A 14,860-nucleotide genomic window follows, 5' to 3' on the forward strand; every position below is an offset into this window, starting at 1 on the left:
AGGGTTTTTTGTCCCTCTTGATCGCTCTCTTCCAACTCCGGCCCAAGCCGGTCGCCGCTTAGGGGCCGGATTGTTCACGGTCGACGGACTAGGGAACGGGTTCCCCTTCGATCGAAAGCGCTGGGCTGCCGGCGAAAAAAGCAGGCGTTTTAGCCGTCCTCGCCGCCGAGCGCCTTCCAATTTTGGGACAGAGGTTGGCTGATGCCCTTAAACTCCCGGCTACTCATCGGTTGGATCTATGCAGCGACAAGGCCAACCTCGGCAAAGCCTCTACATAGTCACCTTCGGGCAGTACCAGTCTTGGAATTCACGCCCTCAAGCAAGGCGAGCAGGCCTTTCAGAATTTCGATTGGCGGCGGCGGACAACCTGGAATGTGCAGATCGACGGGCAGGGCCTCGGACACTCCGCGCAGCACTGCATAGCTGCCGGAGAAACAGCCGCCATTGCCTGCGCAATCTCCCAGCGCGACCACCCATTTTGGGTTGGGTGTTGCGTCGTAGGTCCGCTTCAATGCCTCGCGCATGTTTTTTGTGACCGGCCCGGTGACGAGCAGTACATCGGCATGGCGCGGTGATGCGACGAACCGGATCCCAAAACGCTCGATGTCATAGAAGGCGTTGTTCAGCGCGTGCATCTCAAGTTCGCAGCCGTTGCAGGAACCGGCATCGACCGCCCGGATCGACAGGCTTCGCCCCAATCGTTTGTGAGCAGCCCCATCGAGCGCGCGTGCGAGTTCGTCGACTGCCGCGCTGCTTGCCAACGGCGGACGCTCGGTGAGAGGGGGGCGTATCAGGCTTTCAAAAAGAAGCTTGCGCATGACAGCGTGCCTTCAGAGATCATGGCCCGAATAAGAGCAGTTGAACGATTTGTTGCACAGCGGAAAGTCGGCAACGATGTTTCCTTCGATCGCCGCTTCAAGGAGCGGCCACTGAAACCATGACGGATCACGGAGGTGACAGCGCTCGACCAAGCCGCCCTTGCCAATGCGCAGCCAGGCCAGAATGTCGCCGCGAAAACCTTCGACGAGCGCCATGCCTTCATGCGATCGGTTTGTCTGCGCGAAATCGACGCGGATCGGTCCGTCTGGCAGTTGTCGCAGGACTTGTTCGATCAGGGACAGGCTCTGTTCGACCTCGTGGATACGAATCCATACACGGGCGTTCACATCGCCTTCCTGGAGGAGAGGTACATCGAAGGCGAGTTCGCCATAGGGTGGATAAGCGAGATTGCGTCGGGCATCGAAGTCCCGACCGGAGGCCCGGCCAACGTAGCCTCCGGCGCGATATTGACGAGCGAGTTCCACCTTCAGCCGGCCAGTTGCGACAGTCCGATCCTGCAGCGACGCCGTGTTGTCGTAGAGCTCGACCAGCGCGGGAAACCGCTGCCTGACCTCTGCGATCAGGGACCTGAGCGCTGTCGTGCCCTCATCGCTCAGGAAGCTTGCCACGCCTCCGGGCACGATGCAGTCGCGCATCAAACGGTGACCGAAGGCAGCATCGCTTGCCCGCAATACGCGCTCACGCAGCACCCCACACTGGGCATGCATGAGCGCGAAGGCGGCATCATTGCAGATAGCGCCGATGTCGCCCAGATGATTGGCCAGGCGCTCCAACTCGGCCATGAGCGCTCGCAGCCAGACCGCGCGTGGGGGAACCTGGACACCCAGCGCCGCCTCGACCGCGCGGGCAAAAGCGAGGGAGTATGCCACGGTACTGTCGCCAGAGGTTCTGCCCGCCAATTTGGCTGCACGGTCGATGTCGGACCCCGCCATCAGGCCTTCTATACCCTTGTGCGCGTATCCGAGGCGCTGCTCCAGCCGGACGACCGTTTCACCGCTCGCCGTGAACCGGAAATGGCCCGGCTCGATGATGCCGGCATGCACGGGCCCGACTGGGATCTGATGCAGGCTCTCCCCCTCGGCAGGCAGGAAACTGTACGGGAAGGCAGTCGCAGCAGACGTCCGGACGCGGGTACTCAACGGATAGCTGACACCCCAGTGGCCATGATCAAGCCACCGTCTCATATCAGGCGCGCCTTGTGGCAGGAGCCCGAACAGGTCAGCAGCCGCACGTTCGAGCCGCAATGCGGGCGGATGCAGCCGGCCGACCGATGGGTAGCGGCCACTGGGGCATTCCAGGCTGACGACGCCGATGTCCCCGGCGCTTTCATCGAGAAGTGCCATGTGGACGGCGCCTGGCTCACCCCATAGGCCGAGCAAGCTCCAGTGGCCCTCGGCCAGTTGCTCGACGGCAAAGCCCCATTTTTTCGGAGTCACCACGGCGCGCGACCACGGGAAATGATTTTCGACACGTTGGCCAGCAAGGATGAGGTCGATCAGCGCGGGCATGCTCTTTCTCTCCTCTGCTCACCCCAGGATACTTGCGACGTGCTGGAACCATGTGACCAGCGGTGGCGGCAGATAGATGCCGGCGGCAAACACCAACGCCAAGTGGGAATACATCGGAATGTAGGACGCCTCGGCGGGTGCAGTGCTGCCGCGCGGTTCGCCGAAAGCGACGCCGGTCAGTCGAAGCAGCAGGGCGCCGAAAGCGAGCAGAATCCCGAAAACCAAGGGCATCGCCAAAAGAGGGTGTCTTGCAAATGTCGAACTCACGACCAGGAATTCGCTCATGAAGATACCGAGCGGAGGGAGGCCGGCAATGGCAACGACGCCGATGACGAGCGCCCAGCCAAGGGCAGGATGTGTTTCCGTCAGTCCCCGGATTTCGGCGATGTTCTGTGTCCCCTTGACCTGGGCAATGTGGCCGACCGTGAAAAAGATCGCCGACTTGGTCAGGCTGTGCATGACCATGTGCAGCAGCCCGGCAAAATTGGCGAGCGGGCCTCCTATGCCGAAGGCGAACACGATGATGCCCATGTGCTCGATCGAGGAGTACGCGAACAGGCGTTTGATGTCGCGGCGGCGGTAGAGCATGAAGGCCGCGAAGACAAGCGACGTCAGTCCCATCGTGATCATCAATGGCCCAGGTGCGATCGCTTCCGGGCTTGCCGCGAGCAATAGCTTGAAGCGCAGCACGGCATAGAGTGCGACGTTTAACAGCAAGCCCGACAGCACTGCGGAAATCGGCGTTGGACCCTCAGCATGCGCGTCTGGCAGCCAGGCATGTAAGGGCGCAAGGCCGACCTTCGTCCCGTAGCCGAGCAGCAGAAAGATGAAGGCGACATTGAGCAGAGCCGGATCGAAGCGCGCGGCGTGAGCGATGAGCACCGTCCAGACCATCGCATTCGTCCCCTCGCCAACAACCGGCTGTGCAGCCATGTAGACGAGGATGGTGCCGAACAGTGCGAGCGCGATGCCGACGCTGCCCAGAATGAAATATTTCCAGGCTGCCTCCAGCGCTTCGTGCGTGCGGTAGATGCCGACCATGAGCACGGTGGTCAGCGTGGCAAGCTCCACCGCCACCCACATCAAGCCAATATTGTTGGACACGAACGCCAGGTTCATGCCGAACATCATGACCTGGTACATTGCGTGATAAAACCGCAAGTTCGGGACTGTCAGCCGCCCGGTCTCCAGTTCGTGGGCAATGTAGGAAGCGCTGAAGACGCTGGTGGTGAAGCCGACGAATGTGTTGAGCACGATGAAGACGATATTGAGATCGTCGACGAGCAGATACTGCCCAGGCTGCGGGCGGTCGGTGACAAGAAGCGACAGTGCGGCGAGCAAGGTCAGCAAGCTCGCAGCGACATTGACGCCCGCCGATATCCGGTATTTCGGCAGCGCCGCCAGAAGTGCGGCCGCGAAGACCGGTATCAGCAAAATGGCGGCCACCGCATCAAGGGAAAACGCGGTCAACGGTGTTCTCCCCTGTAGTCGTCGAGCGCGCCGACATCCACCGAGTCGAACCTCTCGCGGATGCGGAACAGGAAGACTCCGATGACGATGAAGGCGATAAGGATCGAGAAGGCGACACTGATCTCGACGACCAGAGGCATGCCCTTGGCCCCCGTGGCGGCGAGGACCAGACCGTTCTCGAGCGACATGAATCCGACAACTTGGCTGACGGCGTTGCGGCGGGTGACCATCACCAGCAGCCCCAGCAAAATGATGGACAGCGCGAAAGCCAGGTCCTCGCGGGCGAGGGGATCAGCCTCGGGAGTGACGCGCAGCATCAGGACCATGGACAGGGTCACCAGGCCTATCCCCGCAAGCATCGTCGTACCGATGCCGACGGCGGTCTCGACGTCACGATGGATGCCGAGCCGCTGAATGATGCGATGAAGCCCGACAGGAATGACGATCGCCTTGAAGACGAGGGCGATTGCCGCCGTGACGTAGAGATGATGCGCGTCCTGAATGTATGCCTGCCAAGCTACGGACAGGGCCAGCACGATTGCATGAAGCGCAAAAACGTTGATCAGAGCAAAGAGGCGATCCTGATACAGCATCATGAAACTGACCAGCACCAGGCCGCCGGCGAGCAGGTGAGCGATGTCGAAGGTGAGGCCGTTCATCAGAGGCTCCGTGAGACGAACAGCAGGAGCGTGCCGAGCAGGGCCAGCATCAGCGCTGCCCCGAGGAAATCCGGGACGCGGAAGACGCGCATCTTGGCGATGGCAGTCTCAAACACGGCGAGGAGAACGCCACAGACGGCAAGCTTGCCGACATAGGCGACGACACCCGGAGCAAGGGATTCCAGTCCTGCACCGGCGCTCGCCAGTCCCCAAGGTAGGAAGACGCAGGAAATCAGCGACACATAGAGCAGAAGCTTGAGGAAGGCGGCAAACTCGATCATCGCCAGATGGCGACCGGAATATTCCAGCACCATCGCCTCATGAACCATGGTGAGTTCCAGATGGGTCGATGGGTTGTCCACGGGTATGCGGGCGTTTTCGGCGATCGCCACCATCACGAGGGCGATGAGCGACATCCCGAGCGACACCCGCAAGCCAACCTCCGGTGACCCCATGAAGGCGGCGACCGTTGAGAGTTGCGTAGCACCCGCGACGAGCGCCAGGCTGAACACGATGAGCAGCATGGCGGGTTCGGCCAGCGAAGCGATCATCACCTCGCGGCTCGAGCCGATGCCGCCGAAGCTCGTGCCGACGTCCATGCCTGCCAGCGCCAGGAAGAACCGGGCGCTTCCCAGCAGTGCGACAATGGCTATGAGATCGGCGGTCCAACTGAATGTGAGGCCGGCGGCGAATGTCGGGATGAGCGCCGCGCCGACCCAGGTGGTGGCAAAGATCAGATAGGGCGTCACGCGAAACAGCCAGGATGCGTTGTCCGCCAGAACGACTTCCTTGCGCATCAGCCGCAAGAGATCGCGGTAAGGTTGGATCAGGGAAGGACCCTGGCGGCGCAAGAGCCGTGCCTTCACCTTGCGCACGAATCCGGTCAGGAGCGGCGCCAGCAAAAGCACCAGCGCCATCTGCGCGCCTTGAACGGCCAACTCGAGAATCACGGCCATAGTGCGAGCACCAGGAGCAGGACAATGAGAAAGAGAAAGACGAGGGTCAGGTAGCGCCTGATCGTCAGGAACTGCAGATGGTTGAGGTGGTCGGTCGCAAAGTCGAGGGCCCGGCCGATAGGCAGGTACAGCGTCTCCCAGATCACATCATGCATTTCGACATTCAGACGAGCCGGACCGGTCTCGCCAGGTGCCGGCATTTCGACGGTTTCCCTTGCACGGAATACGAACGTGCCGAAGACGCGGCGGATAGGCTGCGCGAAGCTGACGGCCGTGTACTGCGAGCTCGGGACCACATCCGGGAAGCCACAACCCCAGGCGGGACCCCGACGGAGTGCATGTGATGCAAAGCGATGGATCACATATGCCGCAGCGGATGCGGAAAAGGCGATGAACAGGAACACCAACAGGCCGTTGTAGGAACTGCGGCTCGCTGCAATCGGCACGATAGACAGCCAGGGCTGGGCCACCTGCACAGGCATCCGACTGCCGATCAGTGGCAGTGTCACCGATGAGAGGCCGTCTATCACAAGACCGGGCAGAATGCCGGCCAGGAGACAAAGGGCAGCGAGAATGAACATTGCCGCCAGCGAGTAGCGGTCGACCTCATGCGCCAGTTCCACCGCGGCCGAGCGTGGCCGGCCGAGGAATGCAATCCCGAACGCCTTTACAAAGCAGGCCGCGGCCAGTGCCGCTGACAGCGCCAGCAGACCGCCAACGGCGGGCACCATGACCTTCAGTCCCCATTGTGGCAGATCGGGGCTCTGCAATATGGCCTGAAAGGCCAGCCATTCGGAGACGAAGCCGTTGAAGGGTGGAAGTGCCGAGATCGCGACGCAACCGACGAGAAAGGCAAAACTTGTAAAGGGCATGCGGTGGATGAGACCGCCCAGCTTCTCCATATCCCGCTCTCCGGTTGCCGTCAGCACGGCGCCCGCGCCGAAAAACAGCAGGCTCTTGAAAAAGGAATGGTTGAGGACGTGGAACAGCGCGGCGGTGAGCGCCAGCGCTGCAGCCGATGGCATGGCGTTCGCCTTGAAAGCGAGCGCGAGACCAAGGCTTACGAAGATGACGCCGATGTTTTCAATGGTGCTATAGGCAAGCAGTCGCTTCAGGTCCTTTTCCATCAGCGCGTAGAGGATGCCGAGAACCGCCGTCAGCCCGCCAAGGAAAAGCACGGCAACGCCCGACCACCATGCCGGCTCACCGAGCAGATCGAAAATAACGCGTATGAAGCCATAGACTGCGACCTTGGTCATCACGCCGCTCATGAGAGCCGAGACGTGGCTTGGCGCGGCCGGATGGGCGAGTGGCAGCCAGACGTGCAGCGGGACGAGTCCGGCCTTGGAGCCGGCGCCCAGCAGCATGAGAACCAGGACGAAAGCAGCGGCGAACGGGGTGGGATCGGCGGCTCGCATCGCGTCGAATGTGTAGGTTCCATCGGATCCGGCGAGCAGGCCGAACGCAAGCAGCAGCGCGAGTGTGCCGAAGCTCGCCATCACGAGATAGATGTAGCCCGCCCGCGCATTGTCCTGCTTGCGATGGTGCGCCATGACGAGCGCCCAGGAGGCGAGCGACATGAATTCCCAGGAAAGCAGGAAAGTGAAGGCGTCGTCGGCCACCACGACAAGGTTCATTCCGGCTAGGAAAGCCGGGAAGAACGGCAGCACCCGATGCGGCGCAGACTCATGCCTGCCGTAGCCGAGGCCATAAAGACTGGCCATGGAGCCGCCGAAGTTGACGACGATGAGGAAGAAAGTCGACAGCGCATCCAAACGGAAATGAGCGCCAATCCATGGCAATCCAAGAGGCAACACCACAGTCGACGGGGTGACGGGATTGTCGGCGATGCGGCTCGCGAGAACCATGAGCACGGCCGCTGATATACCTAGCGTCAAGCCGTAGATCAGGCGTGTTCCCGAGTCGGATCTGCGGCTTTCCGCAATCGCAAGCACCGCAGTCCCCAGGAGCGCAGCGACGCCCCACAGGAGGACCACGGCCCCCGAAATCACGCCACGCTCCTCACGGGGAGTTTGGCATCCGTATCGACCCCGCCAAGGATTTTGGCGGGGTCAAAATCCGCTTTCAGTCGCACGCCGCGCCCACCGATTTGGCTGGAGGCGCCTTCAGCGATCAATTCCACACCGGCGAGGTCAAGTGCCCCGATCAGCTTCATGAGAGAATCGACGTTACCCCGAATAATCGACTCGCTGGCTTCCATGCGTTGAATTGTCGGCACGGAAAGACCGGACAATTCGGCAAGCCTGCGCTGGTCGATGCCAAGGAGCGCCCTCGCGGCACGCAACTGTGGAGCAGTTATCACGGTCGCATCCCCCTTTTGATCAGCTTTGAGATATTATCTCTACGTCTTGCAGCATATATTAAAATGCGGCGCATTCAATTAGTGATGCGTGACGCATCTGTCTTGAGGCTGTAGAAAACCGGGCGATACGCCCTGCCTCGAACCAAAGCCATGCGGCCATTCCCGTCACGGCCAGTCTTGTCGCCAGCCATCTTGGATTTGCGCGTGATGGGGCTGGCAATGGGCCCTTATCTCGGCCGGCCACTCGATTGGAGCCGCCGCGGGCGCGTCGGCTATCTCTTCGACCTCACTCTACGTTAAGAGTGGGTATGGCTGAGTTCGCTTGCTTTTGCCGTTGGGCCGGTCTCATCGTGTTCGTGCTTCAGGATCGGCCAAAACAGATAGCTGCCGAAATCCAGGAACAGCGCCTTCGCGAATGTGCTGGCGACGCCGCTAGGCACCATGGCCGCGCTCGGCCTCGCGGCGCCTAATCTGCCAGGTCGGCGCACGATCTCCGCCTTGCTGCTGGTGCCGATGATCGCGCCGGTGGTCATCGTCGGCGTCGGCATGTATTTCGTCTTCTCGATGGCCGGCCTGACCGCGACCCTTCCCGGCCTCATCCTCGGCCATACCTCGCTCGCCGTTCCCTTCGTCGTGGTGACCGTCTCGGCCGTTCTCACCGGTCTCGACAGGCGGCTGCTCTGGGCGGCCGCCAGCATGGGGGCGCCACCCTTCCTCACCTTCCGCAAAGTCACGCTTCCGGTCATTCTGCCGGGCATCGCGTCGGGCGCGCTGTTTGCCTTCGCCACCTCGCTCGACGAAGTCGTGGTGACGATGTTCCTCGCCGGTCCCGGACAACGCACCTTGCCGCGCGAGATGTTCACCATCGCGCGCGACACGCTGACGCCGACCATCGCGGCTGCTGCCACAGTGCTGATCGCCGCCTCGATCGTTTTGCTGATTGCGTCCACAGCGCTCGGCCGCTCGAATCGATAGCGCCGGCCGTCCCGACGGCTTCTGGCCACGGGTTTGTCGATCAAACGCATGTTGCCCAAAACTGCACAGCGGCTCGGGACAGCGGCTCGGATTGAAACAGGAGCGCAAAAGCGCGTCAGCGGATCGTGGTCTATCGCGTAATAAAGCCTTTCAGGAACGCGGCCAGCGATGGAAGTCGAGTTAATCCTGATCGTCCAGCAAAGCGATGGCATCGAACGGTTGTTCGCGCGGCACCCGGATTTCGGCGCCGATACTTTGAAGGCTGGCAAGGAGTGCCGACACCCTTTCGGGCTCTTCCGGGTTCTGTTTCAGCACGCCGCCGGCAAGTCGGGTCAGCGGGCTATGGAGGAATTGCCGCTAGCGGGCAAAGGTGATGCGGATCGCTCCATAGGGTCCGAAATCGGCAGCGATAGTGTCACTGTGGCGACACTCCACGGGCCGGATGAACGAGCCCGACAGCACGGCCTGTCCGGCGGATATCTGCATGCCGTACTGATGCAGCCGGTTGGCCAGCCAGGCGATGCCCTTCGCCGGATGATCGAGCACCCCGGCGCCGAGCCCGGTCTCTTCGACCTCGCCATTGCGCGACAGGATGGCGCCGATCCAGCGCAGGTCGGCCTCGCGCGGTCCGGCACGACGGCCGCCGACGACGACGCCGGCATTGGCGGCATTGTCGGAGATGGTGTCGAAGAAGGTCCGTATCCTGCCGCTCTCCTTGTTGACGCGCTCGATACGGGTGTCGAGGATCTCCAGCGCCGGCGTGATGTAGTCGGTGGCGTCGAGCACGTCGTCGATCGACACGTCCGGACCGGCCAGCGACGCCTTCATTACGAAGGCGATCTCGGCCTCGATGCGCGGCTGGATGAAGCGGCCGGCTGGAACGGTGCCGCCGTCATCGAAGAACATGTCGTCGAACAGCACACCGGAATCCGGAATGTCGATGGCGAGCGCCGACTGCATCGCCTTGGAGGTCAGGCCGATCTTCCAGCCTTTGATCGTCAGGCCCGAGGCCACTTTTCGTTTCACCAGCGCCGCCTGGACGAGATAGGCGTCATCCATCGTCGCCCCGGGGAAATCAAGGCTGAGCAGCCTGATCTGGCGGCGGTCGCGCTCGGCCTCGAACAGCCTCGCGGCCGCGTCTTCGACCTGTTCCGGCGTCATCATCGGCCGGTCCCTTCGTCGACGACGCCGTTGCTGAGCATGCCAATGCCGTCGGCCTCGACCTCGATCACGTCGCCCGGCTTCAGCCAGATTGGCGGGTCGAACCGGGCGCCAGCGCCGGTCGGCGTGCCGGTGACGATGACGTCGCCCGGCGCCAGCGTGGTGAAGGTCGAGATGTAGTTGATGATCTTGCGGAAGGAAAAGATCATGCGGCCGGTGCGGTCCTGCTGGCGAACCTCGCCATTGACGCGCGTGGTCAGCGCGATGTCAGCGATCTGTGCCTCGTCGGTGAACGGCACAAGCCAGGGGCCGATAGAGCCGGTCCGGTCGAAGTTCTTGCCCTGCGTGACGTTGAACTTGGCATGCCGCACCCAGTCGCGGATGGTCCCTTCGTTGCAGAGCGAAAGTGCTGCGATATGGCCCAGCGCATCCGCCTCGGCGATCCTGCGGCCGCCCTTGCCGATGACGATGACGATCTCGCCCTCATAATCGAGCTGCGGCGATTCCGACGGCCGCACGAGGGGCGTGCCATGGCCGACGAAGGAGCGCGGGAAGCGGATGAACAGCGACGGGTTCGAGGGTGCGGCCTGTCCGTCCTTGTACTCCTCGTTGCGGTCCGGATAGTTGACGCCGACGCAGATGATCTTTTCGGGCGAGGGGACGGGTATCTCGTAGGCGATGGCGTCGAGCGGGAAATCGGCGGCGAAAGCGTCCGCCTCTTCCGTCAGCCGTCGCAGTGCGCCGGCCTCTATCACCTCGCGCAAACTCGGCCACTGTGCGTGTCGCGCCGACAGGTCGACGACGCCCTTGTCGGTGATTGCGCCGTAGCGCGTTTTGCCGCCAACGGTGAAGGTGGCGAGACGTGCCGCGCTCATTTGTTTCCCCTGCAGTTAGCCGACGTCACGGCGCGACGATCGGCGAGGCCGCCAGATCGGACTTGCGCGGCTCGACGCCGGCAAAGGTGCTGCCTTCCTCGAACCAGCTCTTCGGCGCCGGTGCGCCCCACAGCGTCTGGCGCTGCGGGTCCTTGAGGTCCCATTTGATCGGCTCTAGGTCGGGATCTACCGTCTGGTAGTCCGAACAATAGATCTCGATGCGGTGATTGTCGGGATCACGGATATAGAGGAAGAAGGCGTTGGAAATGCCGTGCCGGCCGGGACCGCGCTCGATGTTCGGCAGCCAGCCGGTGGTCGCCATCAGGTCGAGCAGATCGATGATGTTGAGCGGCGTCGGCACCCAGAAGGCGACGTGGTGCAGACGTGGGCCGATGCCATTGGTGAAGGCGATGTCGTGGACGCCGCCCTTGCGGTGCGTCCATGCCGCCCAAAGTCTTCCGGTCGCGGCATCCTCCGTGTACTCGGTCACGCGGAAGCCGAGCTCGTTGTAGAACGCCACCGATTCATCGACATTGGGCGAGAAGCAGTTGAAGTGGTCGATGCGCAGCGGCTTGACGCCTTTGTACAGCGCATACTTCTGATGGATCGGCGGCAGCCGCTCCATTCTGGAATAGAATTCGAGCGGAATGCCGTGCGGGTCGCGGGTGCGGAAGGTACGCGACTGGTAGGGCCGCTCGACCCATTTCACAGGCAGACCCCTGGCTTTGAAGAAGTGCTCGGCCTTGTCGAGATCGTCGTCGGAAAACAGCTTGAAGCCGAGGTCGCGGGCTTCCGGCGCGGCACCTTTCCTGAGCACGATGCAATGGTGGCCGCGCTCTTCCATGGCGCGCAGATAGATGGCGTCCTTGGTCTCGTCGGTCACCTGCAGGCCGAGCGTGTCGACATAGAACGCGCGCGACTTACCGAGGTCCGTAACAGCCAGCTCGACGTGGCTGAGCCGCACGATGTTGAATGCCGGGTAGAGATTGGGTGTGGGCAAGGGCATCGTTGGGGTCTCCGGTCAGCCGCCGAGCTTCTGGATGGAATGCGGCGCCGTGGCGAACGCGATGTTCTTGGTTTCCATGTAGAAATCGAACGACCAGTCGCCGCCGTCGCGGCCGATGCCTGAGTTCTTGGCGCCGCCGAACGGCGTCGGCAGGTGGCGCACATTCTCCGAATTGACCCAGATCATGCCGGCGTCGAGCGCGTCGGTGAAGCGGAAGGCGCGGGTGACGTCCGAGGTCCAGAGATAGCCGGTCAGGCCGTATTGCGTGTCGTTGGCCAGCGCCAGCGCCTCGGCCTCGTCCTTGAACGAGATGGCGGTCAGCACGGGTCCGAATATCTCTTCCTGGGCGATGCGCATCTTGTTGGTGGCGCCGACGAACAGCGTCGGGCTGACATAGCAGCCGCCGCCCGGACCGGCGAACTTGCCGCCGCCGGCGGCGACGACAGCGCCTTCCGACTTGCCGATCTCGATATAGGACAGCACCTTTTCCTCATGCACCGGATGGATCAGTGGGCCAACCACGGTTTCGGGGTCGAGCGGATGGCCTATCCTGATGCGCTTGGCCTTCTCCGCCACCAGCGCGGTGAACTTGTCGTAGATGCTTTCCTCGACCAGCAGGCGTGAGGACGAGGTGCAGCGCTCGCCGTTCAGCGAATAGATCATGAAGACGGCAGCGTCGGCCGCCCGCTCCAGATCGGCATCGGCAAAGACGATGACCGGGTTCTTGCCGCCGAGTTCGAAATGCACGCGCTTCAGCGTGTCGGCACCCTGCTTCATGATCATCGAGCCGGTGCGGCTTTCGCCGACGAAGCCGATCGCCTTGATGTCGGGGTGTTCGGTCAGCGCTCTGCCGGCGTCCTCGCCAAAGCCGTTGACGAGGTTCCACACGCCCTTCGGCAGGCCGGCCTCCTCGGCGATCTCGACCAAAAGCCGCGCGGTCAGCGGCGAGAACTCGGCTGGCTTGTGGACGATCGTACAGCCGGCGGCGAGCGCCGGCGCGATCTTCCAGGTCGACAGCATGAAAGGTGTGTTCCACGGCGTGATCACGCCGACCGGGCCGACCGGCACGCGCGTCGTCATGTTGACCTGGTTCGGTGCGCGGATCGTGTGGCCGTCGCGGGCCTCCGGCGCGCGGTCGGCGTAGAAGCGGAAGTTCTCCGCGCCGCGCAGCGCTGCCTTGGCCATGAACTTCAATGACTGGCCGGTGTCCATGCATTCGACGAAAGCGATTTCCTCGGCCCGCGCGACGATGGCGTCGGCTATTTTGTGCAACTGCTTCTTGCGGGCGTCGCCTGATATCGCCGCCCAGTCGCGGAAGGCAGCCTTCGCCGCCTTGGCGGCGCGGTCGATGTCGGCGGCCTTGCCGCGTGCCACCTTGGCGATCGGCTTCAGGTCGATTGGCGACAGCGTCTCGTATGTCGAGCCGTCGGCGGCCGGCACGGTTTCGCCGCCGATCTGGTTGAGCACGCCAGCGCTTCTGAAGCGCTCGAGATAGGCCTCGGCCTTTCTCAGATTGTCGTCCAATGCCGCCATGATATGGGTTCCTGTCACTTGCCGCGCAGGCGCGGGTGGATGGCATTCTTCTTCCAGCTTAGTTCGGCATCGATCTCGCGGATCTCCAGCGACAGCGCGAAATGCGGCGTCGTGAACAGAGATGCGAGATGATCCGAAACAGTAGTGAAGATCGCCTCGCCGGTGCGTTTCTTTTCCTCGGCGCTGCGGCCCTTGCCGATGCGGAAGTTCATGTCGATGAACCCGTTCTCCGGGAGGCGATCGGCGATCGCGTATGCCTCGGCGCGAAAAGCGCGTACCCTCACCGCGCCATGTTCGAACAGGCCGGTTTCGAGGATGGTGCGAGCGACCAGCGTGCAAAGCGCGCTGATGTCGACCTTGGCGTCGAGATTCGCCGAATATTCGATCGCCATATGTGGCAAGGTTTCCTCCACCTTGTAATTAACATGTGAATTACATCTTGACGGCGGAATGTCAAGTGTCGTTCTCTATGCAGATACAGCTCTCGATGGTGGGATTGCCGCCCCCGGCGAAATCGCGGATATAGCTGCGATCCGAGTCTCATTGTGTGGTGCGAGTCGTACCGGAATTGGAATTTTTTGGAGACCTGACCTTGCTACCGCCCAGCACCCGCCGCTCCCTGCCCATGGCTCTGCTTCGCGCCCGCGAAGTGATCATGGCGCATTTCCGGCCGATGCTTGCCCGCCACGACATCACAGAGCAGCAATGGCGTGTGCTGCGTGTGCTTGCCGAAGCCGGGCCGCTCGAGGCAACCGAACTTGCCCATCGCGCCTCGATCCTTCCGCCCAGCCTGACCCGCATCATCAAGGCGATGGAGGAACGGCAGTTCATCACCCGCAACAAGGTCAAGGATGACGGTCGCCGGGCGCTGCTCGCAATCAGCCCGGCCGGGCTGGCGCTGATCGAGGATTTGTCGCCCGAGCGCATCGCCATCTACGATGCGATCGAGCAGCGCTACGGCGCCGAACAGCATGAGCACCTGCTCGACCTGCTCGAAAACCTGATCCAGTCGGAATCATCCGAAAACCAGACTTGACAGCCTCTACCCGCCAAAACTGCCGAGTGCACTCGGCTGCATGTAGTTGCGGCCGACATAGAGCAGCGCCGCCTCGTCGCTGCCGTGGCGGATGTCGACGACGCGGCCGAACATCACATTGTGCGTGCCAACCTTGTTCACGTCGCCGATCTCGCAATCGAAGCTGACGATGGCGTCGAGCAGCGCCGGCATGCCGGACGGCATGGTCTGCCATCTTGCCGCATTGTAGCGCTCGCTCATGTCGCGGATCGTACCGGCGAACTTTGCCGCCAGATGGGTGTGTAACTGCGTCAGCACGTTGACGCAGAAACGCTGGTTGGCGAGGAACAGGCCGGTCTGCGCCGAGCGCTCGTTCATGCACACAAGCAGCGTCGGCGGATCGTCGGAAACGCTGCACATGGCGGTCGCAGTGAAGCCGCCGCGGCCGGCCGGACCATCAGTCGTGACGATGTTGACCGGCGCACAGACCCGCGCCATCGCCTCACGGAACTCCAGCCTTGCAACTTGTGGCTCCATGG

General features: G+C 62.5%; 16 protein-coding genes. 2 read left to right on the forward strand and 14 right to left on the reverse strand.

Going from position 1 to position 14,860, the window contains the following annotated elements; all coding sequences use genetic code 11:
* Nucleotides 1–278: 278 nt before the first annotated feature.
* The 8 genes from NKI41_RS23630 to NKI41_RS23665 form a co-directional block, all read right to left on the reverse strand.
* Nucleotides 279–818, reverse strand: coding sequence for an NADH-quinone oxidoreductase subunit B family protein (locus tag NKI41_RS23630; RefSeq protein WP_352685369.1), 540 nt, complete (start codon nt 816–818; stop codon nt 279–281).
* A 12-nt stretch (nt 819–830) separates the two neighbouring features.
* Complete coding sequence (locus NKI41_RS23635) at nt 831–2,348, reverse strand: hydrogenase large subunit (RefSeq protein ID WP_352685370.1); 1,518 nt, start codon at nt 2,346–2,348, stop codon at nt 831–833.
* 18 nt (nt 2,349–2,366) lie between these two features.
* Nucleotides 2,367–3,818, reverse strand: coding sequence for a hydrogenase 4 subunit F (locus NKI41_RS23640; RefSeq protein WP_352685371.1), 1,452 nt, complete (start codon nt 3,816–3,818; stop codon nt 2,367–2,369).
* Nucleotides 3,815–4,477, reverse strand: a complete 663-nt coding sequence (locus NKI41_RS23645) for a hydrogenase-4 component E (protein ID WP_023675519.1) — start codon at nt 4,475–4,477, stop codon at nt 3,815–3,817. The genes NKI41_RS23640 and NKI41_RS23645 overlap by 4 nt, the downstream gene beginning before the upstream one ends.
* The gene (locus tag NKI41_RS23650; RefSeq protein WP_023675520.1) at nt 4,477–5,433 is read right to left on the reverse strand and encodes a respiratory chain complex I subunit 1 family protein; all 957 of its coding nucleotides are present in this window, start codon (nt 5,431–5,433) and stop codon (nt 4,477–4,479) included. The genes NKI41_RS23645 and NKI41_RS23650 overlap by 1 nt, the downstream gene beginning before the upstream one ends.
* Complete coding sequence (gene hyfB / locus NKI41_RS23655; protein WP_352685405.1) at nt 5,424–7,442, reverse strand: hydrogenase 4 subunit B; 2,019 nt, start codon at nt 7,440–7,442, stop codon at nt 5,424–5,426. Before hyfB ends, NKI41_RS23650 begins: the two co-directional genes overlap by 10 nt.
* Nucleotides 7,442–7,756, reverse strand: a complete 315-nt coding sequence (locus NKI41_RS23660) for a helix-turn-helix domain-containing protein (protein WP_023675522.1) — start codon at nt 7,754–7,756, stop codon at nt 7,442–7,444. Before NKI41_RS23660 ends, hyfB begins: the two co-directional genes overlap by 1 nt.
* 296 nt (nt 7,757–8,052) lie before the next feature.
* Nucleotides 8,053–8,289, reverse strand: a complete 237-nt coding sequence (locus NKI41_RS23665) for a hypothetical protein (protein ID WP_352685408.1) — start codon at nt 8,287–8,289, stop codon at nt 8,053–8,055.
* On the opposite strand from NKI41_RS23665, the gene NKI41_RS23670 reads away from it, so the two are divergent.
* Complete coding sequence (locus tag NKI41_RS23670; RefSeq protein WP_352685372.1) at nt 8,198–8,731, forward strand: ABC transporter permease; 534 nt, start codon at nt 8,198–8,200, stop codon at nt 8,729–8,731. The two genes, NKI41_RS23665 and NKI41_RS23670, sit on opposite strands and share 92 nt — an antisense overlap.
* 357 nt (nt 8,732–9,088) lie before the next feature.
* On the opposite strand, the gene hpaH is transcribed toward NKI41_RS23670, so the two are convergent.
* Genes hpaH through NKI41_RS23695 form a run of 5 tightly spaced genes read right to left on the reverse strand, consistent with a single transcriptional unit; the run spans nt 9,089 to nt 13,707 of the window.
* Entirely contained in the window at nt 9,089–9,895 is an 807-nt protein-coding gene (hpaH, locus tag NKI41_RS23675; protein ID WP_352539282.1) for a 2-oxo-hept-4-ene-1,7-dioate hydratase, read from the reverse strand.
* Entirely contained in the window at nt 9,892–10,767 is an 876-nt protein-coding gene (locus tag NKI41_RS23680) for a fumarylacetoacetate hydrolase family protein (protein WP_352685373.1), read from the reverse strand. Before NKI41_RS23680 ends, hpaH begins: the two co-directional genes overlap by 4 nt.
* A 25-nt stretch (nt 10,768–10,792) precedes the next feature.
* The gene (gene hpaD, locus NKI41_RS23685) at nt 10,793–11,773 is read right to left on the reverse strand and encodes a 3,4-dihydroxyphenylacetate 2,3-dioxygenase (RefSeq protein WP_352469637.1); all 981 of its coding nucleotides are present in this window, start codon (nt 11,771–11,773) and stop codon (nt 10,793–10,795) included.
* 15 nt (nt 11,774–11,788) lie between these two features.
* Nucleotides 11,789–13,306, reverse strand: a complete 1,518-nt coding sequence (hpaE, locus tag NKI41_RS23690; RefSeq protein ID WP_352539281.1) for a 5-carboxymethyl-2-hydroxymuconate semialdehyde dehydrogenase — start codon at nt 13,304–13,306, stop codon at nt 11,789–11,791.
* Nucleotides 13,307–13,320: 14 nt separating this feature from the next.
* Entirely contained in the window at nt 13,321–13,707 is a 387-nt protein-coding gene (locus NKI41_RS23695) for a 5-carboxymethyl-2-hydroxymuconate Delta-isomerase (RefSeq protein ID WP_352503132.1), read from the reverse strand.
* 224 nt (nt 13,708–13,931) lie between these two features.
* On the opposite strand from NKI41_RS23695, the gene hpaR reads away from it, so the two are divergent.
* Complete coding sequence (hpaR, locus tag NKI41_RS23700; RefSeq protein WP_352685406.1) at nt 13,932–14,342, forward strand: homoprotocatechuate degradation operon regulator HpaR; 411 nt, start codon at nt 13,932–13,934, stop codon at nt 14,340–14,342.
* A gap of 6 nt (nt 14,343–14,348) precedes the next feature.
* On the opposite strand, the gene NKI41_RS23705 is transcribed toward hpaR, so the two are convergent.
* Complete coding sequence (locus NKI41_RS23705; protein WP_352469640.1) at nt 14,349–14,858, reverse strand: flavin reductase; 510 nt, start codon at nt 14,856–14,858, stop codon at nt 14,349–14,351.
* Between the last annotated feature and the right edge of the window lie 2 nt (nt 14,859–14,860).

This window comes from Mesorhizobium sp. M0601 (assembly GCF_040320845.1).
In the GTDB taxonomy this organism is placed as follows: Bacteria; Pseudomonadota; Alphaproteobacteria; order Rhizobiales; family Rhizobiaceae; genus Mesorhizobium.